The 18,721-nt window shown below is 72.3% G+C and carries 17 protein-coding genes; 15 read left to right on the top strand and 2 right to left on the bottom strand.

What is annotated here, in order from left to right; all coding sequences use genetic code 11:
* Nucleotides 1-16: 16 nt before the first annotated feature.
* Both CP970_RS03565 and CP970_RS03560 read right to left on the bottom strand, forming a co-directional pair.
* On the bottom strand, nt 17-2,407 hold the full coding sequence (locus CP970_RS03565; RefSeq protein WP_055544420.1) for a phosphoketolase family protein: 2,391 nt from the start codon (nt 2,405-2,407) through the stop codon (nt 17-19).
* A 46-nt stretch (nt 2,408-2,453) separates the two neighbouring features.
* On the bottom strand, nt 2,454-3,317 hold the full coding sequence (locus CP970_RS03560) for a universal stress protein (RefSeq protein ID WP_055544424.1): 864 nt from the start codon (nt 3,315-3,317) through the stop codon (nt 2,454-2,456).
* A 168-nt stretch (nt 3,318-3,485) separates the two neighbouring features.
* Between CP970_RS03560 and CP970_RS03555 the strand changes: the two genes are divergently transcribed.
* From CP970_RS03555 to hypE, 15 genes are all read left to right on the top strand, one after another.
* Nucleotides 3,486-3,995 (top strand): hydrogenase maturation protease, encoded by a 510-nt coding sequence (locus CP970_RS03555; protein WP_055544419.1) that lies wholly within the window; start codon nt 3,486-3,488, stop codon nt 3,993-3,995.
* Between the two features lie 3 nt (nt 3,996-3,998).
* On the top strand, nt 3,999-6,293 hold the full coding sequence (gene hypF / locus CP970_RS03550; protein ID WP_055544418.1) for a carbamoyltransferase HypF: 2,295 nt from the start codon (nt 3,999-4,001) through the stop codon (nt 6,291-6,293).
* A 5-nt stretch (nt 6,294-6,298) separates the two neighbouring features.
* Entirely contained in the window at nt 6,299-6,568 is a 270-nt protein-coding gene (locus tag CP970_RS03545; protein ID WP_055544417.1) for a HypC/HybG/HupF family hydrogenase formation chaperone, read from the top strand.
* Between the two features lie 96 nt (nt 6,569-6,664).
* Nucleotides 6,665-9,358 carry a bifunctional acetate--CoA ligase family protein/GNAT family N-acetyltransferase gene (locus CP970_RS03540; protein ID WP_055544416.1) on the top strand — a complete coding sequence of 898 codons (2,694 nt, stop codon included), beginning with the start codon at nt 6,665-6,667 and terminating at the stop codon, nt 9,356-9,358.
* A 13-nt stretch (nt 9,359-9,371) separates the two neighbouring features.
* Nucleotides 9,372-10,103 (top strand): CBS domain-containing protein, encoded by a 732-nt coding sequence (locus CP970_RS03535; protein WP_055544415.1) that lies wholly within the window; start codon nt 9,372-9,374, stop codon nt 10,101-10,103.
* A 16-nt stretch (nt 10,104-10,119) separates the two neighbouring features.
* A complete protein-coding gene (locus tag CP970_RS03530; protein ID WP_055544414.1) occupies nt 10,120-10,641 on the top strand; it encodes a flavodoxin domain-containing protein in 522 nt (173 codons plus the stop codon).
* 4 nt (nt 10,642-10,645) lie between these two features.
* Nucleotides 10,646-11,239, top strand: coding sequence for an Rv1733c family protein (locus CP970_RS03525; protein WP_055544413.1), 594 nt, complete (start codon nt 10,646-10,648; stop codon nt 11,237-11,239).
* A gap of 108 nt (nt 11,240-11,347) precedes the next feature.
* Nucleotides 11,348-12,475: a 4Fe-4S dicluster domain-containing protein gene (locus CP970_RS03520; protein ID WP_055544412.1), complete on the top strand. Its 1,128-nt coding sequence runs from the start codon at nt 11,348-11,350 to the stop codon at nt 12,473-12,475.
* Complete coding sequence (locus CP970_RS03515) at nt 12,472-12,936, top strand: Crp/Fnr family transcriptional regulator (RefSeq protein ID WP_055544411.1); 465 nt, start codon at nt 12,472-12,474, stop codon at nt 12,934-12,936. Before CP970_RS03520 ends, CP970_RS03515 begins: the two co-directional genes overlap by 4 nt.
* Entirely contained in the window at nt 12,933-13,739 is an 807-nt protein-coding gene (locus CP970_RS03510) for an FAD/NAD(P)-binding protein (protein WP_055544410.1), read from the top strand. The genes CP970_RS03515 and CP970_RS03510 overlap by 4 nt, the downstream gene beginning before the upstream one ends.
* 1 nt (nt 13,740) lies before the next feature.
* Entirely contained in the window at nt 13,741-14,496 is a 756-nt protein-coding gene (locus CP970_RS03505; protein ID WP_055544409.1) for an NADH-quinone oxidoreductase subunit B family protein, read from the top strand.
* Nucleotides 14,493-15,827, top strand: a complete 1,335-nt coding sequence (locus tag CP970_RS03500) for a Ni/Fe hydrogenase subunit alpha (protein ID WP_055544408.1) — start codon at nt 14,493-14,495, stop codon at nt 15,825-15,827. The genes CP970_RS03505 and CP970_RS03500 overlap by 4 nt, the downstream gene beginning before the upstream one ends.
* Nucleotides 15,828-15,877: 50 nt before the next feature.
* Nucleotides 15,878-16,501, top strand: coding sequence for a CBS domain-containing protein (locus CP970_RS03495; RefSeq protein WP_107098832.1), 624 nt, complete (start codon nt 15,878-15,880; stop codon nt 16,499-16,501).
* Nucleotides 16,498-17,598, top strand: a complete 1,101-nt coding sequence (hypD, locus tag CP970_RS03490) for a hydrogenase formation protein HypD (protein WP_055544406.1) — start codon at nt 16,498-16,500, stop codon at nt 17,596-17,598. Before CP970_RS03495 ends, hypD begins: the two co-directional genes overlap by 4 nt.
* Entirely contained in the window at nt 17,595-18,629 is a 1,035-nt protein-coding gene (gene hypE / locus CP970_RS03485) for a hydrogenase expression/formation protein HypE (protein ID WP_055544405.1), read from the top strand. Before hypD ends, hypE begins: the two co-directional genes overlap by 4 nt.
* The last annotated feature ends 92 nt before the right edge of the window (nt 18,630-18,721 follow it).

Genomic DNA, 18,721 nt, shown 5'->3' with positions numbered 1-18,721 from the left:
CGGTGCGGTCGGAGGTTCAGCCGGTCCAGGTCCAGTCGGCGATCTCGGGGAGGTCGGTGCCGTGGGCGCGGATCCAGGAGTGGTGGCGGGCGCGGGCGTCGGCCATGGTCTGGCGGACCTGTGCGGCACGGACGGCGAGGCCGGGGACGCGGTCGACGACGTCCATGACGAGCCGGTAGCGGTCCAGGTCGTTGCGGACCACCATGTCGAACGGCGTGGTCGTGGTGCCCGCTTCCTTGTAGCCGCGTACGTGGAGATGGGGATGGCCGGTGCGGCGGTAGGCGAGACGGTGCACCAGCCACGGGTAGCCGTGGTAGGCGAAGATCACCGGGCGGTCGGGCGTGAAGAGCGCGTCGTACTCGAAGTCGGCCATGCCGTGCGGGTGTTCCTGGTGGGGGAGCAGCCGGGTCATGTCCACCACGTTCACGACGCGGACGGCGAGTTCGGGCAGGTGATGGCGCAGCAGTCCCGCCGCCGCGAGGACTTCCTGCGTGGGCACGTCTCCCGCGCAGGCCAGGACCACGTCCGGGTCGTGTGTGCCGTCGTCCGTGCCCGCCCACTCCCAGACGCCCGCGCCGCGCGCGCAGTGCACGCGGGCCTCGTCCAGGGAGAGCCAGTCGAAGCAGGGCTGCTTGCCCGCGACGACGACGTTGACGTAGTCGCGGCTGTGCAGGACGTGTTCGGCCACCGAGAGCAGGGTGTTGGCGTCCGGCGGCAGGTAGACGCGTACGACGTCGGGGCTCTTGTTGAGGACGTGGTCGACGAAGCCGGGGTCCTGGTGCGAGAAGCCGTTGTTGTCCTGGCGCCAGACGTGTGAGGTCAGCAGGTAGTTGAGGGAGGGCACGGGCGCGCGCCAGGGCAGTGAGCGCGCGGTCTTGAGCCACTTGATGTGCTGGTTGACCATCGAGTCGACGATGTGCACGAACGCCTCGTAGGAGGAGAACAGGCCGTGCCTGCCGGTGAGGGTGTAGCCCTCCAGCCAGCCCTGGCAGAGGTGTTCGGACAGCACCTCCATGACGCGTCCGTCCCCGGCGAGGTGCTCGTCGGTGCCGACGATGCCCGCCTGCCAGGCCTTGCCGGTGACCTCGAAGAGCGCGCCGAGGCGGTTGGAGGCGGTCTCGTCGGGACCCACCACCCGGAAGTCGCGCCGCCCGGCGGTGTCGGCCATGATCCGGGCGAGCAGGGCGCCGAGCACCCGGGTCGGCTCGTGCAGGGTCGTGCCCGGCTTGTCGACGGGCACGGCGAAGCGTTCCAGCGGCACCGCGGGCAACTGACGGGTGAGCAGACCGCCGTTCGTGTGCGGGTTCGCTCCCAGGCGTCGGTGGCCTTCGGGGACGCAATCGAGGACCTCGGGGGAAGGACGGCCGTGTGCGTCGAAGAGCTCCTGGGGACGGTAGGAGCGCAGCCAGCCTTCCAACTGGGCCAGGTGTTCGGGGTTCTCGCGCACTCCGGCAAGGGGCACCTGGTGCGAGCGCCAGGTGCCCTCGACCGGCATGCCGTCCACCGTCGCGGGTCCCGTCCAGCCCTTGGGCGTACGCAGCACGATCACCGGCCAGCGCGCACGTCCGCGTGCTCCGCCGGTCCTGGCGGTCTGCTGAATGGCGGCGATGCGGTCGAGCGCCTGGTCCATGGCCTTGGCCATCGTGTGGTGGATCTTGCGCGGGTCGTCGCCCGTGACGTGCAGCGGCTCGTGGCCGTATCCCTTCAGGAGCGCGTCGAGTTCGGCTTCGGGGATGCGGGCCAGGACGGTCGGGTTGGCGATCTTGTAGCCGTTGAGGTGGAGGATCGGCAGGACCGCGCCGTCGTGCACGGGGTCGAGGAACTTGGTGGAGTGCCAGGAGGCGGCGAGCGGCCCGGTCTCCGCCTCGCCGTCGCCGATCACGCAGGCGACCAGGAGGTCCGGGTTGTCGAAGGCGGCCCCGTAGGCGTGCGCCAGGGAGTAGCCGAGTTCGCCGCCCTCGTGGATCGAACCGGGGGTCTCGGGCGCCACGTGGCTGGGCACGCCGCCGGGGAAGGAGAACTGGCGGAACAGCTTCGCCATGCCCTGCGCGTCCCGGGTGACGTCCGGATACGTCTGCGTATAGCTGCCCTCCAGCCAGGAGTTGGCGAGGACCGCGGGGCCGCCGTGGCCGGGGCCCCACACGCACAGTGCGTCCAGGCCGCGCTCGATGATGACGCGGTTGAGGTGGGTGTGGACGAGGTTGAGCCCGGGTGAGGTGCCCCAGTGCCCGAGCAGCCGCGGCTTGATGTGCTCGGGGCGCAGCGGCTCGGTGAGCAGCGGGTTGCTCATCAGGTAGATCTGGCCGACGGCCAGGTAGTTGGCGGCTCGCCAATGGGCGTCCAGGGCTGCCGGTCGGGCGTGTGCCACGGTGCCTCCTGCGTCTTGGGGTTCGGGGGTACGCCTCATCGGGGGTACGCCTCATCGGGAGTACGCCGCTGAGGGCGGGGCGCTGTCAGGTGTGCGGGACGACGGCCACCGGGCACGCCGCGTGGTGCAGCACCGCGTGGTTGACGGGGCCGAGCTGCATGCCCACGTGCCCCTTCCTGCGGCGGGCTCCGACCACCAGGAGGTCGGCGGTGCGGGAGGCGTCCAGGAGTACGGCGCGCGCATGGCCCTCGGCGATCTCGCGGTGGACCGTGATCTCGGGGCGGGCGGCCGTCGCGTCCCGTACGGCTTCGTCCACCTGAGCCGCGGCGCGGCGCTGATGGTCCTCGTGGACCGTCGTGGGGAAGTCGGGGACCTCCCGGGCGGGGCAGCGCCAGGCGTGGACGGCCGTGACGGCAGCGTTCAGCGTCTGCGCTTCGTGGAAGGCGAACTCCGTTGAGGGCGCGGCCTCTTCGGGCTCGTCGATGCCCAGGACGACGGTGTGGAAGCCACCCGTCACGTTCTCCTCGCGACCGCGTACGACGATCACCGGCGACGCGGCGTGCGCGGCGACGGACAGGCTGACGGAGCCGAGCAGCAGCTCGGCGAGCTCGCCGCGCCCCCGGCTGCCGACCACGATCGCCCCGGCCTCCGGGCTGAGCCGCACGAGCGCGAGGGCCGGATCCTCGGGGAGGATCTCGCTCGTCACCTTCACGGCGGTGGTGCGGCGCAGCGCGCGCTCGACCGCCGAGGCCGCGATGTGGTCCGAAAGGACTTCCACGGACGGCCGGTTGATGCCGAAGGACGGTTCGTGTCCCTCGTACCACTCCCACCTGGAGGCGTGGACGACACGCAGCGGCACACCGTGTGCCGCGGCCTCGTCCACCGCCCAGTCCAGCGCGCGCAGGCTCGGATCCGAGCCGTCGACGCCGACGATCAGGGGCTTGTCCACGGTGTCACCGCCTTCGGGCACGCCCCGGCAGGGGCCGTGCTTCGGACGGTTCCACCGAGGGGGCCGGTCGGGGAGGGGCGATCCGGCCCCAGTAGGGGACGTTCGGCCCCTGGCGAGGCCAGGACGGCCTTCGCACAGTGGCGGCATGGCCTGGCGGAAGGAGGCGCGATGCCCACCCGGACACGCATCGCGGTGATCGGCGTCGGCAACGAGTTCCGTCGTGACGACGGCGTGGCCCTGGCGGTGCTCGCCCGGCTCCGCGAGCGCGCCGCGGACCGGCCCTTGCCGACCGGCACGGTCCTCGCCACCTGCGACGGAGACCCGGCCCGCCTGATCGGATCATGGGAGGGGGCGGATCTCGCGGTGGTGGTGGACGCGGCGCACGCGCACCCCGTCCGTCCCGGACGCGTGCACCGGCTGGCCCTGGACGCCGACGCCCTGGACCGGCCACGGACGACCAGCTCGCACGGTCTCGGGCTCGGCGAGGCCGTCGAACTCGCCCGCGTCCTCGGCCGGTTGCCACGGTGTCTGGTCGTGTACGCGGTGGAGGGCGCCGACAGTGCCTGGGGCACCGGCCTGTCACCGAGCGTCGAGGCCGTGGTGGAACCGCTCGCCGAAAGCGTCGAGGAAGAGATCGTGCGGCACCGCTCCGCCGTCGCGCGGGCCGGAGAGGAGTGATCCATGCCGGAGCGCAGCGCACTCCGCTTCGAAGTGTTCGGCACCGTGCAGGGGGTGGGCTTCCGTCCTTTCGTGCATCGGCTGGCGACCGGCCTCGGCCTGGCGGGCTGGGCCGCCAACACCGCGGGCCACGTGGAAGGGACGGTCGCCGGACCCCCTGACGCGGTGTGGGAGTTCATCGGGCGGCTGCGCACCGGCGCACCCGCTCTCGCCCAAGTGCGGCAGGTGCGCGTGACCGCCGTACGGGGCCGACTCCCGCTCGCCACGTCCGGCTTCACCATCCGGCACAGCGATATCGCCCGCGCCCTGCCCGTCGGCGCGCGGGAGGTTCCGCCCGACGCCGCCATCTGCGCCGCCTGCCTGAACGAACTCCTGGACCCGGCCGCCCGCCGGTTCCGCTACCCCTTCATCAACTGCGCCGACTGCGGGCCGCGCGCCACCGTCATCGAAGACCTTCCCTACGACCGGATCCGCACCACGATGCGGCGCTTCCCGCTCTGTGCGGCCTGCGCGGCGGAGTACGACGACCCGACCGACCGGCGCTTCCACGCCGAACCCCTCGCCTGCGCCTCCTGTGGGCCGAGGCTCTCCTGGGACGCGCTGAGCGGGGAGGCCGCGCTGCGTGCCGCGGTCAAGACCGTGGAGGGCCGCGGCATCGTCGCGTTGAAGGGCCTCGGCGGCTATCAGCTGGTGTGTGACGCCACCGACCAGGTGGCGGTTCTGGCCCTGCGGGAGCGCAAGCGCCGACCGGCCAAGCCGTTCGCCGTCATGGTGCAGGACCTGTGCGCCGTACGGGAGTTGGCCCGGTTGTCGGGTGCCGAGCGGACCGTACTGGAGTCGGCGGCGCGGCCCGTGGTGCTGCTCGCCGCACAGGGCCCCGGCCTGGCCCCCGCGGTGCGTCCGCGAACCCGTGACGTCGGTCTGTTCCTGCCGACCACGGGGCTGCACCACCTCCTGCTCCGCGAACTCGCCCGCCCGCTCGTCGTCACCAGCGGCAACATCGCCGACGAGCCGATCGCCACCGACGACGCAGAGGCCCGGCACGCGCTGGCGGAAGTCGCCGACGGGTTCCTCACCCACGACCGGCCGATCCGCGCCCGCTACGACGACTCGGTCGTCCAGGCCGTCGGCCGCTCCGTGCTCACGGTCCGCAGGGCGCGGGGCCTGGCACCGGCGCCACTGCCCCTGCCGGTGCCCGCCACCAGCCCCTTGGTGGCGGTCGGCGCCCAGCTCAAGCACACGTTCGCCCTGGCGGACGGCCACGGAGCCCATCTCTCCTCGCACGGCGGGGACTTGGCCGACGCGACCACGCTCGACGCCTTCACACAGGGGTACGAGGACCTCGTCCGGCTCACGGGCATCACCCCGCAAGCCGTCGCGCACGATCTGCATCCCGGGTACCTCTCCACCCAGTGGGCGCGTACCCGGTCACTGCGCCGCATACCGGTCCAGCACCACCACGCCCACGTGGCCGCGTGCGCGGCCGAGCACGACCTGCGTACGCCGTTCGTCGGGGTCGCCTACGACGGCCTGGGACTCGGTGACGACGGGACGCTGTGGGGCGGGGAGATCCTCGTCGCGGACCTGACGGGATACCGGCGGGCGGGCCGCTTCGCGACCGCGCCGCTGCCCGGTGGTGAGGCCGCGGTCCAACACCCGTACCGCATGGCCCTCGGCTACCTGCACGGAACGGAACTGCTCGGCGGCCCACGCCCCTACCCCTGGCTGACCAGGCGCTTCAACGAGCGGCTCGATCCGACCGAAGCCGCCGTCGTGCGGTCCATGGTGGCCCGGGGCATCAACTCCCCGCGGGCTTCCAGCGCCGGACGGCTCTTCGACGCCGTGGCGAGCCTGCTGGGCCTCGCCGACTCCGTCAGCTACGAGGGCGAGGCCGCCGGGGCCCTTGAGGCGGCCGCGGGCAGTGTGCGCGCGCTGCCCCTGGACCACCGCCTCGTGCGGGTGGACGGCCTGTGGGTGTACGACCCGGGCCCCACCTTGATCGACCTGCTGGACAGGCAGCACAGCGGGGAGGGCGTTCCCGCGCTCGCCGCGGCCTTCCATCTGACCCTCGCCCTCGTGACCGCCGAACTGGTCGCGCACGCGGTGGCCGACGGCGCCCCGCGCACCGTCTGCCTCGCCGGAGGCTGTTTCCTCAACCGTCGTCTGCTCACCGAGGTCAGGCGCCGACTGCGCGCGCAGGGGCTGCGGGTGCTGGTGGCCGGAGCCGTCCCGGTGGGTGACGGCGGCATCAGCTACGGGCAGGCGGCGGTGGCCGCGGCCCGGCTCGCGAAGGAGTGAGCGCGATGTGCTTGGGCATCCCCGGCCGTGTCCTAGAGGTCAGGGACGACGCCGGACTCCGCATGGCCACCGTCGACTTCGGAGGCGTACGCCGCGATGTCTGCCTCGCCTACACGCCGACGGCGGCGATCGGCACCTACGTCATCGTGCACGTCGGGTTCGCCATCACCGAGGTCGACGAAACCGAGGCCGAACGGACCCTGAACGTCCTGCGGGCGATGGCGGGTGCCGTGGAGGCCGAACTCGGCGAGCCGCTGCCAGGACCGGCCACATAGGGCCGGTCGGCCCCCGTCCCTGCCCGGCCAGCCCCTGCGGGCCGCTCTTCGCCCGCGCGATTCTCGAAGGGTCGGATCTGCCCCAGGAGGCCCGAGATGACGCACGACGAGCGAAGCCGAGCACCGGTCCACGCCCTGCTCGCCGACGGGACGACCACCTGCGTACGGACCGTCAGGACCGACGATCGTGCCGCCCTGCTGAGGCTCTACGAGGGGATGTCGGCCGAGAACCTGCGCCTGAGGTTCTTCGCCGCGAGCCGCCGGTCGGCCGCGCAGGCGGCGGACCGGGCCTGCGCCGCCCCCCGTCCCGGATACCGCGCGCTGCTCGCCGAGACCACGGGCCAGGTCATCGGACTCGCCGAGTACGAGAGGACGGACGAGCCCGGCACGGCGGAGATCTCCCTCGCCGTCGCCGAGGGCCTCCACCACCGGGGGATCGGCACCCTGCTCCTGGAACACCTGGTCTCAGCGGCCCGGGCGGACGGCATCACCGCCTTCACGGCCGACGCGCTCGCCGAGAACCACGAGATGCTGAAGGTCTTCGCCGACCTCGGACTGCGCACCGCCCGCCGCTTCACGGGCCCCGAACTGCGCTGCACGATCCAGCTGGAAGAGGACGAGACGTACCTGACGGCGGTCGAGGAACGGGGCGGCACAGCCGATGTGGCCAGCCTTCGGCCGCTGCTGCGGCCGGACGTGATCGCCGTGGTCGGAGCGGGCCGCAAGGCAGGATCGGTCGGCCGCGCCGTCCTGCGCAATCTGCGCACGGGCGGCTTCACCCGGCAGCTCTTCGCCGTCAACCCGCACGTGTCGTCGCTGATGAGCGTGCCCTCCTACCCCTCGGTGGCCGCGCTGCCCCAGGTCCCCGACCTCGCGGTCCTCGCGGTGCCCGCACCGGCCCTGGCCGCCACGGCCGAGGAGTGCGGAAAAGCGGGCGTACGCGCCCTGGTGTCCGTCACGGCGGGCCTGGACGGGGCTCAGGCCCGCGCGCTCCTGGCCACCTGCCGGACGTACGGAATGCGCCTGGTGGGACCCAACTGCCTCGGCATCGCCAACACGGACGAGGCGCTGTCCCTGGACGCGACCTTCGCCGCCCGGCATCCGCACGCGGGTACGACAGGTGTCGCCGTGCAGTCCGGGGGAGTGGGGATCGCCCTGCTCGACGGCCTGAGCCACCTCGGCCTCGGCATCTCCAGCTTCGCCTCGCTCGGCGACAAGTACGACGTCAGCGGCAACGACCTGCTGCAGTGGTGGGAGCGCGACGGCGTCACGGACCTGGCCCTGTTGCACCTGGAGTCCTTCGGCAACCCGCGGGCCTTCTCGCGCACCGCGCGTCGCGTGACCCGGCGCATGCCGGTGCTCACCGTCGACGCGGGCCGTACCGCGGCCGGTCGGCGGGCCGCGGCCTCGCACTCCGCCGCGGCCGCCACCCGGACCATGACCCGGCAGGCCCTGTTCACCCAGGCGGGCGTCACCGCCACCCGCACGGTCGGCGAACTCCTCGAAGCCGCGGCCTTGTTGCACTCCCAGCCCGCGCCCGCCGGGAACCGTGTCGTCATCGTCACGAACGCGGGCGGCGCGGGTGTACTCGCGGCGGACGCGTGCGCGGAGGCCGGGCTCGCGCTGCCATCGCTTCCGGTCGACCTCGTCGACGCGCTGGTCACGGTGTTGCCCGAGGGCGCATCGGCCGCCAACCCGGTGGACGCCACAGCCGCCGTCACGGAAGCGCAGCTCAGGAATTGTGTGGACCGGCTCGCAGGGCACAGTGGCGTCGACGCCGTGCTGCTGGTGCTTGTCCCCACCGCGGTCGCCGCGGCGACCGGCGACGATCTGGTCCGGGCCCTTACCCATGCCCCCGGCCGTCGCTCCCGAACGGTCGCCGCGGTCCGTCTCGACCAGGCGCTGCCCGTGCGGCTCCTGCCGGTCACCGCAGGAGGTTCCGTGCCCTCCTTCGGGGACCCGCAGGCCGCCGCACGCGCTCTGGCGCACGCCGTCCGCCGCGCCCGGTGGCTGTCCCGGCCGCCGGGCAGCGTCCCGGACCTCGCCGGGGTGGAGACGTCCCGCGCCCAGGCGGTGGCCGAGACCTGGCTGGCCGGGCAGCCCGAAGGCGGCTGGCTCGACCCACGCGCCTGTGCCGAGCTGCTCGGCTGCTACGGCATCCCGCAACTGCCCTGGGCCTGGGCGGAGACCGAGGAGGCGGCGGTCGCGGCCGCCGAACGCCTGCGCGGCCCCGACGGCAGGATCGTGATGAAGGCGCACTGGCCGGGCCTGCTGCACAAGAGCGAACAACGCGCCATCCACCTCGATCTGCAGGGGGACGCCCAAGTGCGCGCCGCCTTCCGGGACTTCGAGACCCGTTTCGCCGGTCTGCTCACCGGAGTGGTGGTGCAGCCGCTCGCCGAGCGCGGCACCGAACTGTTCGCGGGAGTGGTCCAGGACGAGGTGTTCGGACCTCTGGTCCTGTTCGGGCTCGGCGGCACGGCCACCGAACTGCTCGCGGACCACGCGGCCCGCCTCGCCCCGCTCACCGACGCCGACGTCCATGACCTGATCACCGCGCCGCGCTGCGCCCCGCTGCTCTTCGGGCACGGCGGCAGCGGTCCCGTCGACCTCGAAGGCCTGGAGCAGCTGCTGCACCGGCTGTCCCGGCTGGCCCGCGACCTGCCGCAGCTCGCCGAGGCCGATCTCAATCCCGTCCTGGCGTGGCCGGGGGGCGTCACGGCACTGGACGTACGCGTACGGCTCCTGCCCCGGACCGCTCATGACCCTTATCTGCGCCGACTGCGCTGAGGAGGAGACAGAGATGAAACACAGCAAGATCGGTTCCGTGATGACCAGCGAGGTCGTCAGCGCCCAGTACGGCACACCGTTCAAGGAGGTCGCCAGGCGCCTGTCGGACCATCGCGTCAGTGGGCTGCCCGTGATCGACGCCGACGACAAGGTGGTCGGGGTGATCTCCGAGACGGACCTGCTGGTGCGCGAGGCCGAGGCTCCTGACCCGCACCGGCCGCGGCGCCGCTTCCGGCCGCTCCGGATGAGCCGTGCCGCACGAGGGGACAGGACCAAGGCGACGGCACGGACGGCGGGGCAGCTCATGTCCACGCCACCCGTCTGTGTCCGCGCCGAGAACACCATCGCCGAAGGCGCCCGGTGCATGGCCCGGCACAAGGTGGAGCGGCTGCCCGTCATCGACGAAGAGGACCGCCTCGTCGGTATCGTCACCCGGCGTGACCTGCTCCAGGTGTTCCTGCGTGCCGATGACGAGATCCGCCACGAGGTGATCGAACAGGTCCTGGTGCGCACCCTGTGGCTGGCACCGCAGACCATCACGATCGAGGTGCGGGACGGTGTGGTGACGTTCGAAGGGAAGCTGGAGCGCCGCAGCGAGATCCCCATCGTGCTGCACATGACGCGTGAGATCGACGGGGTCGTCGCGGTGGTCGACAAGCTCACGTTCCACGTGGACGACTCCCACCTGCAGCCGACCGATCAGGCGCTGTGGGGCGTCGCCGACGACTGGCTGCGCAAACTCTGAGGAGCGACAGATCGCCATGACCGTCAAGGTGCTCGTCGCCTACGCGACGAAGAACGGGTCCACGGCCGAGATCGCCCGCACCATCACGGAGGTCCTGCGCGAGGAGGGCCTCGAAGCCGAGCTGCGGCCGGTAGCTGACGTCGGCGAACTTCAGGAGTACGACGCCGTCGTCCTCGGCAGTCCCCTCTACAAGGGACAGTGGCACAAGGACGCCCGTCGGTTCGCCAAGCGCCGACGGGAGGAACTCGCCCAGCGGCCGGTATGGCTGTTCAGCAGCGGCCCCCTCGACGCCTCGGCGAGCGAGAGGAACATTCCTCCCGTCCCGTCCGTGCGCCGTCTCCTCATCGAGATCCACGCCAAGGAGCACGCCACGTTCGGCGGCTGCCTCACCGAGGACGCGCGGAGCTGGGCGGCCCGGATGATCGTCAAGGCCGGCCACGGCGGGGACTTCCGGGACGTCAAACAGATCTCCGCCTGGGCGCAGCACGTCGGCGTCACGCTGCGGGGTGGGGCCGCACCGCGGCGGGAGGAGCGCTGACGTCATGAGCGCCTCGACACAGCCTCGTTTCCGGCCCGTGGCATGGCGATGGCGGAGGAACCCGCTGCGTCGCCGCAGCGACGTCGTCGAGGCGTGGACGCGGCTGTCGCTGGGGGTCGTGGCGCTGTGCGTCGCTCCCCTGACCGGGGCGTTCGCGGGTCTTTCCACGTACGACACCACGCACGCCGAGGCCCAACGACAACGGGCCGAAAACCACGTCGTGTCGGCCACGCTCGCCGAGGACGCTCCGGCGGTGAGCGGCGTCGACTCCCGGACGCGCTACCCGGTCACGGTGCGCTGGACCGATCGCGGCGGCACGGCGCACAAGGCCACGGCCAGGGTCACGGCAGGCGCCGAGGCGGGCAGCCGGACCGACGTCTGGCTCGACGCCCACGGCAGGGTCACCGCCGCCCCGATGGCCGAAGACGTCCAGTGGGGTACCGCGATCGGCGTGGGCGGCGCCGCGACCCTCGTCGTCTGGGTGTTCACCGGGGGAGTCCGGATCGCCGTACGCGGCGTGGCCCACCGGCGCCGGATGGCCGAGTGGGAGCGGGCCTGGGCGCGGACGGAACCGCGCTGGACGGGCAGCCAGCCCTGAACCGGGCCCGTACGGGCCAGGACCGGGGCCGCTCGGCCCCTGCCCCGCTCACGGCTCCTCGCCGAGTCTGGTGAGCGGGGAACCACCCCGATGCGCGGGAGGACGGACATGACGACCACCGGAGCCACGGCAGTCCTCGACCGGAGCGGGCTGACCGCCCTCGTCACGGAGCTGACGGCCGAGGGCCGTACCGTCGTCGGACCCACCGTCCGCGACGGTGCGATCGTCCTCGCCGAACTCGATTCGGCCGAACAACTCCCGTACGGCTGGGGCGTGGAACTGGAGGCCGGGCACTACCGACTGCGGCGCCGCGAGGACGGGGCCGCCTTCGCGCACTCCGCGGGACCGCAGTCCTGGAAGAACTTCCTGCATCCGCAGCGCGAGCGGCTGTGGAGCGCGGACCGCGCCCCCGACGGAACGGTGGCCATCAGTGCCGAGGCCGCCGACCGGCCGTCGTACGCCTTCCTCGGAGTGCGGCCCTGTGATCTGCGGGCCATCGCGATCCAGGACCGGGTGCTGACGGGCGGCCGGTATCAGGACGGCGGCTATCAGGAGCGCCGGAGGGGAGCCTTCCTGATAGCCGCTGAGTGCACCGAGCCCGGCGCGACCTGCTTCTGCGTCTCCATGGGCAGCGGTCCCGGCGCCGACACCGGATTCGATCTCGCACTCACCGAGGTCGTCGACGACGGCGGCCACCGCTTCTTCGTACGCGTGGGCAGTGCGGCGGGCGCGGAACTGCTCGCCAGGGTCCCGCACCGTGCGGCCGACGCGACGACACAGGATGCGGCCCTCGCCGCGGTCTCCGGGGCCGTCGACAAGATGGGCCGGGCCATGCCGCCGGTGAGCCTGCGGCAGCTGATGGGATCGAGCCTTGCGGCCGAACGCTGGGACGACGTGGCTTCGCGCTGTCTGACCTGCGGCAACTGCACGATGGTCTGCCCCACGTGCTTCTGCGCCACCACCGAGGAGGTCACCGACCTCACCGGTGACCACGAGGAGCGCTGGCAGCGCTGGGACTCCTGCTTCGACCTGGACTTCTCCTACGTCCACGGGGGTCCTGTGCGTTCCTCCGGCCGCAGCCGCTACCGGCAGTGGCTCACCCACAAACTCGGCACCTGGCACGACCAGTTCGACAGCTCCGGCTGTGTGGGCTGCGGCCGCTGCATCGTCTGGTGCCCCGTCGGCATCGACATCACCGAAGAGGTCGAGGCCCTGAAGGAGGAGTCGGAGCGATGAGCAACACCACCACCATGATGAGCGCCATACCCACCGAGCACCGCAAGCGGCTGATGCGCATCGCGCGGGACGTGGCCTTCCCCGCCGGGACGCGGATGTTCGAGGAGGGCGGGCACGCCGACCGGTTCTGGATCATCCGCACCGGCTCGGTCATCCTGGACATGCACGTGCCCGGCCGCCGCTCGCCGGCGATCGAGACCCTCGGCCACGGCGAACTGGTCGGCTGGTCCTGGCTGTTCCCGCCCTACGTGTGGCAGCTCGGCGCCGTGGCGCAGAGCCCCGTGCGGGCCGACGAGTACGACGCACTCGCGGTCCGGCTGATGTGCGACGACGACCCGGAGCTCGGCGCGGTCGTCGGCCAGTGGGTGGGCCGCGTGCTCGCCCACCGCCTGCAGGCCGCGAGGACCCGCCTCCTCGATCTGTACGCCCCCTACGGCAGCGGAAGCGGCGCGCGGGGATGACCGCCGTGCCGGTTCCCTACCGGGTCGTCGCCCGCTGGGCGGAGACACCGGACACGGCCACCCTGCGCCTGGAGCCGGTCGGGGAACCGCTGCCCGCCTTCGTGCCGGGGCAGTTCGCGATGGTCTGGGCGTTCGGCCGGGGCGAGATCCCGCTCTCGGTCAGCGCCATCCCCACCACGGGAGGCCTCGCGCACACGGTCCGCAGCGTGGGCGCCGTCTCCGAAGGGCTGTACGCCGCCGAAGTCGGCGACGTACTCGGACTGCGCGGCCCCTACGGCACCGGCTGGAACCTGGAGAAGGCCATCGGGCAGGACCTCGTGGTCGTGGCGGGCGGCATCGGGCTCGCTCCGCTGCGCCCTCTCGTCCGGGACGCGCAGGCCGACCCGAAACCGTACGGCCGCCTGAACCTCCTGGTGGGCGCACGCACCCCCGCCGACCTGATGGCCAAGACCGAGACCCGGCTGTGGAGGACCGCGTACACGGGAGTGACCGTCGACCGGCCCGACAGCCACTGGGCGGGCGCGATCGGCGTCGTCACGAACCTCCTCGACCGGGCGCGGTTCACGCCGAGCGCAACCACCGCGTTCGTCTGCGGACCCGAGCCGATGATCAGGGCGACCGCCCGGGACCTGCTCCAGCGGGGCGTGCCCGCAGACCGGATCCGGGTCTCCCTGGAGCGCAACATGCGGTGCGCGACCGGACACTGCGGTCACTGCCAGCTGGGCCCGCTGCTGCTGTGCCGAGACGGCCCCGTGGTCGGCTGGGACCGTGCCGAACCCCTCCTCTACGTGCGGGAGTTATGAGATGGGCGCTCCGACGCTCGCCGTGTTCAAGCTCGCCTCCTGCGACGGCTGTCAGCTCACCCTGCTCGACTGCGAGGACGAACTCCTGGGCCTCGCCGGGCAGATGGAGATCACGCACTTCTTGGAGGCCTCCAGCGCCGTGCGCCCGGGCCCCTACGACCTGACGCTGGTCGAGGGCTCCGTCACCACGCCCGCCGACGCCGAGCGGATCCGCGAGATCCGCGCAGCCTCCCGCCACCTGGTGACGATCGGGGCCTGTGCGACGGCCGGCGGCATCCAGGCGCTGCGAAACTTCGCCGACGTCGAGGAGTTCACCCGCACCGTCTACGCGCGCCCCGACTACATCGACACACTCGCCACCTCCACCCCGGTCTCCGCGCATGTGGACGTCGACTTCGAGCTGCGCGGCTGCCCCGTCGACCGCCGCCAACTCCTGGAGGTCATCACCGCGTACCTGGCGGGCCGCAGGCCGGACATCCCCGACAACAGCGTGTGCTTCGAGTGCAAGCGGCGCGGCACGGTCTGCGTGACCGTCGCCCACGGCACCCCCTGCCTCGGCCCGGTCACCCACGCCGGATGCGGAGCGATCTGCCCGGCCTACGGACGCGGCTGCTACGGCTGCTTCGGTCCCTCCGGGTCGGTGAACCTGCCCGCGCTGATCCCGGTGCTGCACCGCGACGGCATGGACGACCGCGACACCGAGCGCTTCCTGCACACCTTCAACACCGCGGCGTTCGAAGAGGAGTCGCGCCGATGACGCACCGCGGCTCCCGCGTCCTGCACGTCGGCTCGCTCTCCCGGGTCGAGGGCGAAGGCGCGCTGCACCTGAGCGTCCACGACGGGACGGTCACCCGGGCGCAGCTGCGGATCTACGAGCCACCACGATTCTTCGAGGCGTTCCTGCGGGGCAGGTCGTACGCCGAACCGCCGGACATCACCGCCCGGGTGTGCGGAATCTGCCCGGTCGCCTATCAGTTGAGCGCGTGCGCCGCGATCGAGAACGCCTGCGGGATCACGGTCGACCCGGCCCTGCGCGTGCTGCGGCGGCTGTTGTACTGCGGCGAGTGGATCGAGAGCCAGACCCTGCACATCTACCTCCTGCACGCCCCCGACTTCCTCGGCTGCGACAGCGCCATCGAGCTGGCGCGGACCGCCCGCGGGCACGTCGAACGGGGCCTGCGCCTGAAGCAGGCGGGCAACGCGATCCTCGAACTCCTGGGCGGCCGCGCCATCCATCCGGTCAACGTCCGTATCGGCGGCTTCCACCGCGTCCCGACAGTGGCGGAACTCAGGCCGCTGGCAGGCCAGTTGGAGCGAGCCCTGGACGATGCCTGGCAGACCGTCGAGTGGGTGTCCGGCTTCGAGTTCCCCGATGCCGAGGTGGACGCTGACCTGTTCGCGCTCGCGGAACCGGAGACGTACGCCATCGAGACCGGTACCCCCGCCGTCCTGCGGGCCGACAGCGACACACCGAACCTCTTCCCGCTCCACACCTTCCTGGACCGAGTGCGCGAGGAACACCTCCCGCACTCCACGGCCCTGCACGCCACCCTCGACGGGCGCCGCCACCTCACCGGATCGCTGGCCCGCTTCGCCATCAGCGGCCGATGGCTGTCCCGTACGGCGGTGCGGGCCGCCCGCGCCGCCGGGCTCGGCGATCCGCGCGCGGGAGTGTTCTCCCGCAATCCGTACCGGTCGATCCTGGTCCGGGCCGTCGAGGTCGTGTACGCCGTCGACGAAGCGCTGCGGATCATCAGGGCGTACGAGCGGCCGCGGCGCCCGTACACGGAAGTCCCGGCCACCGCGGGCACCGGCCACGGCGCGACGGAGGCCCCGCGCGGACTCCTCTACCACCGCTACGTGCTGGACGCGGAAGGCACCGTCACCGACGCCCGCCTCGTACCGCCCACCGCGCAGAACCAGGGCGCCATCGAGGACGACCTGCGCCGCACCGCCCAGCGCGCGATCACCCAAAGCGACATCGAGGACGAGGAGTTGACGCGGCTGTGCGAGCGCGCCATCCGCAACCACGACCCGTGCATCTCCTGCTCCACACACTTCCTCGACCTGACCGTCGACCGCACCTGACCCCATGGGAGGACGCCGTGCTCCACTCTCCGCGCACCGTGAGCGACGTGATGACCCACACCGTCATCGCCGTGGGCCGCGAGGCCCCCTTCAAGGAGATCGTCGCGCTGATGGGGCAGTGGAAGGTCAGCGCCCTGCCCGTCCTGGCAGGCGAGGGCCGGGTGATCGGCGTGGTCTCCGAGGCGGATCTGCTGCCCAAGGAGGAGTTCCGCGACAGCGACCCTTCTCACTTCGATCAGCTGCGCCGCCTCTCCGACCTGGCGAAGGCGGGCGGATTGAGCGCGGGCGAGGTGATGAGTGCCCCCGCCGTCACCGTCCACCCGGACACCACGCTTCCGCAGGCCGCGCGCATCATGGCCCTGCGGCACGTCAAGCGGCTCCCCGTGGTCGACGCCCACGGTCTGCTGCAGGGCGTGGTGAGCCGCAGCGATCTGCTGAAGGTGTTCCTGCGCACCGACGGGGAGCTGGCCGAGGAGGTGACCCGCACCGTGACCGCCCTCCTCTTCCCGGACGGGGCCGTCACCGTGGCGGTCGAGAGCGGCGTGGTCACCCTCGGCGGAACCATCCGCGACAGGAGCCTCGTTCCGGTCGCCGCCCGGCTCACCCGGGCCGTCGAAGGAGTCGTGGACATCCGCATGGACCTCACCGGGCCGGATCAGGCGCCGCCCCGATGAAGTACCTCGACGAGTACCGCGACCCCGCGCTGGCCCGGCAGTTGCTCGCCGAGCTGCGGCGCACCGCGACGCACCCCTGGCGCATCATGGAGGTGTGCGGCGGCCAGACCCACACCCTGGTCCGCCAGGGCATCGACGAACTGCTCCCCGCGGGCATCCGCATGATCCACGGCCCCGGCTGCCCGGTCTGCGTCACCCCGCTGGAGACGCTCGACCGCGCCATGGCCATCGCGGAACGCCCCGGTGTGATCCTCACCAGCTTCGGTGACATGCTCCGCGTCCCCGGCAGTACCACCGACCTGCTCGCCCTGCGGGCCCGAGGCGCGGACGTGCGGGTGATCTACTCGCCGATGGACGCGGTGCGCACCGCCGAGGAGAACCCCGGCCGTGAAGTGGTCTTCCTCGCCGTCGGGTTCGAGACCACGGCACCGGCCAACGCGATGACCGTGCTGCACGCCGACCGCCTCGGCCTCACCAACTTCTCGCTCCTGGTCAGCCACGTCCTCGTACCGCCCGCCATGACCGCCCTCCTTGACGACCCGGAGTGCGAAGTGGAGGCGTTCCTCGCCGCCGGGCACGTGTGCGCGGTCATGGGCTGGACGGAGTACGAGCCGATCGCCGCGCGCTACCAAGTGCCCGTCGTGGTCACCGGCTTCGAACCGCTCGACCTGCTGGAAGGCATCCTCATGGCGGTCACCCAACTGGAAGAGGGCAGGCACGACGTCGAGAACCAGTACGCGCGCGCCGTGCACCGCACGGGCAACTCCGAGGCCCAGGACGTCCTGGGCCTCGTCTTCCGCAGCACCGACCGGGCCTGGCGGGGGATCGGCACGCTCCCCGCAAGCGGCCTCGAACTCGCCCCAGAATACGCGTCGTTCGACGCCTCCCGGCGATTCGACGTGAGCGGCCCGCACTCCACCGAGGACCCCGAGTGCATCGCGGGGGACATCCTCACCGGCGCCCGGCTGCCCACCGACTGCGTTGCCTACGGGGCCCGTTGCACACCCCGCACCCCACTCGGCGCTCCCATGGTGTCCAGCGAGGGCACCTGCGCCGCCTTCCACGCCGCCGGACGAACCAGGAGCGCCCCGGCATGACACTCGACTGCCCACTCCCGTACGGCGAGCACGAGCTCATCCAGCTGGGCCACGGCGCGGGCGGCAGGCTCACCGCCGAACTGCTCGACTCGCTCGTCCTGCCCGCCCTCGGCGGACAACCCGACGGTCCGCTCGAAGACGCGGCTCTGCTCCCGGGGGCGGACGAACTCGTCGTCTCCACGGACTCGTTCGTGGTCAGCCCGCTGAGCTTCCCCGGCGGGGACATCGGCTCCCTAGCCGTCCACGGCACGGTCAACGACCTGGCCATGCGCGGAGCCCTGCCCCTCGCCCTGACCCTCGCCGTGATCGCGGAAGAAGGCCTCCCGCTGGCGGAACTCCGTGCCGTCCTGGACTCCGCGGGGAAGGCCGCGTACGAGACGGGTGTCCCGTTCGTCACCGGGGACACCAAAGTCGTCGGACGCGGTGCCGCCGACCGCCTCTTCCTGAACACGACCGGCATCGGCCGCCGCATCACCGGTCTGACCCCCTCCGCCGCAAAGGCCCGACCGGGCGACGCGGTGCTCCTCTCCGGCCCGATCGGCCTGCACGGCACCGCTGTCCTCTCCACCCGCGAAGGGCTCGGCTTCGAAACGGACATCGCCTCCGACACTCGTCCCCTGCACCGCCTCGTCCAGGCCCTCGCCCCTCTCGGCGGCGGCATCCACAGCCTGCGCGATCCGACCCGGGGAGGTCTGGCCGCCGCGCTGAACGAGATCGCGCGCGACTCGGGAGTCGGCGTGCGGATCGAGGAGCGGGCCGTGCCGGTGCCCGCGGCCGTCGCCGCCGCCTGCGATCTGCTCGGCCTCGACCCGCTGGTCGTCGCCAACGAGGGCTGTCTGGTCGCCTTCGTCACGGCCGACACGGCAGACGAGGCGCTCACCGCACTGCGCGCGCACCCCGAAGGTGCTGAGGCCGTCCGCATCGGACACTGCGCAGCGGCTCCCGCCGGGCGCGTCGAGCTGCGCACGCTGATCGGTGCGCGACGGGTCGTGGACATGCCGCTGGGTGAGCAACTTCCGCGGATCTGCTGAGGGTTGACGTCGCGCGGCCACGTACGCCTTTGTTCAGGTCTGGCCACGCGCCAGTGGGGCCCATCCGGCCCTGGTGCGTCGCACGGTCCGAC

The organism is Streptomyces kanamyceticus, assembly GCF_008704495.1.
Classification (GTDB): Bacteria; Actinomycetota; Actinomycetes; order Streptomycetales; family Streptomycetaceae; genus Streptomyces; species Streptomyces kanamyceticus.
Note: the sequence above shows the minus strand (reverse complement) of the source record. Positions and strands in the feature narration are given on the sequence as shown.

Bases quoted from the DNA above. Each gene is read 5' to 3' on its own strand.
- hypF (WP_055544418.1), top strand. From the start codon at position 3,999: ATGCCGGAGCGCAGCGCACTCCGCTTCGAAGTGTTCGGCACCGTGCAG.
- CP970_RS03540 (WP_055544416.1), top strand. From the start codon at position 6,665: ATGACGCACGACGAGCGAAGCCGAGCACCGGTCCACGCCCTGCTCGCC.
- CP970_RS03510 (WP_055544410.1), top strand. From the start codon at position 12,933: ATGACCGCCGTGCCGGTTCCCTACCGGGTCGTCGCCCGCTGGGCGGAG.
- CP970_RS03515 (WP_055544411.1), top strand. From the start codon at position 12,472: ATGAGCAACACCACCACCATGATGAGCGCCATACCCACCGAGCACCGC.
- CP970_RS03495 (WP_107098832.1), top strand. From the start codon at position 15,878: ATGACCCACACCGTCATCGCCGTGGGCCGCGAGGCCCCCTTCAAGGAG.
- CP970_RS03530 (WP_055544414.1), top strand. From the start codon at position 10,120: ATGACCGTCAAGGTGCTCGTCGCCTACGCGACGAAGAACGGGTCCACG.
- CP970_RS03520 (WP_055544412.1), top strand. From the start codon at position 11,348: ATGACGACCACCGGAGCCACGGCAGTCCTCGACCGGAGCGGGCTGACC.
- CP970_RS03555 (WP_055544419.1), top strand. From the start codon at position 3,486: ATGCCCACCCGGACACGCATCGCGGTGATCGGCGTCGGCAACGAGTTC.
- CP970_RS03565 (WP_055544420.1), bottom strand. From the start codon at position 2,407: ATGAGGCGTACCCCCGAACCCCAAGACGCAGGAGGCACCGTGGCACAC.
- CP970_RS03505 (WP_055544409.1), top strand. From the start codon at position 13,741: ATGGGCGCTCCGACGCTCGCCGTGTTCAAGCTCGCCTCCTGCGACGGC.
- hypD (WP_055544406.1), top strand. From the start codon at position 16,498: ATGAAGTACCTCGACGAGTACCGCGACCCCGCGCTGGCCCGGCAGTTG.
- CP970_RS03525 (WP_055544413.1), top strand. From the start codon at position 10,646: ATGAGCGCCTCGACACAGCCTCGTTTCCGGCCCGTGGCATGGCGATGG.
- CP970_RS03545 (WP_055544417.1), top strand. From the start codon at position 6,299: ATGTGCTTGGGCATCCCCGGCCGTGTCCTAGAGGTCAGGGACGACGCC.
- CP970_RS03535 (WP_055544415.1), top strand. From the start codon at position 9,372: ATGAAACACAGCAAGATCGGTTCCGTGATGACCAGCGAGGTCGTCAGC.
- hypE (WP_055544405.1), top strand. From the start codon at position 17,595: ATGACACTCGACTGCCCACTCCCGTACGGCGAGCACGAGCTCATCCAG.
- CP970_RS03500 (WP_055544408.1), top strand. From the start codon at position 14,493: ATGACGCACCGCGGCTCCCGCGTCCTGCACGTCGGCTCGCTCTCCCGG.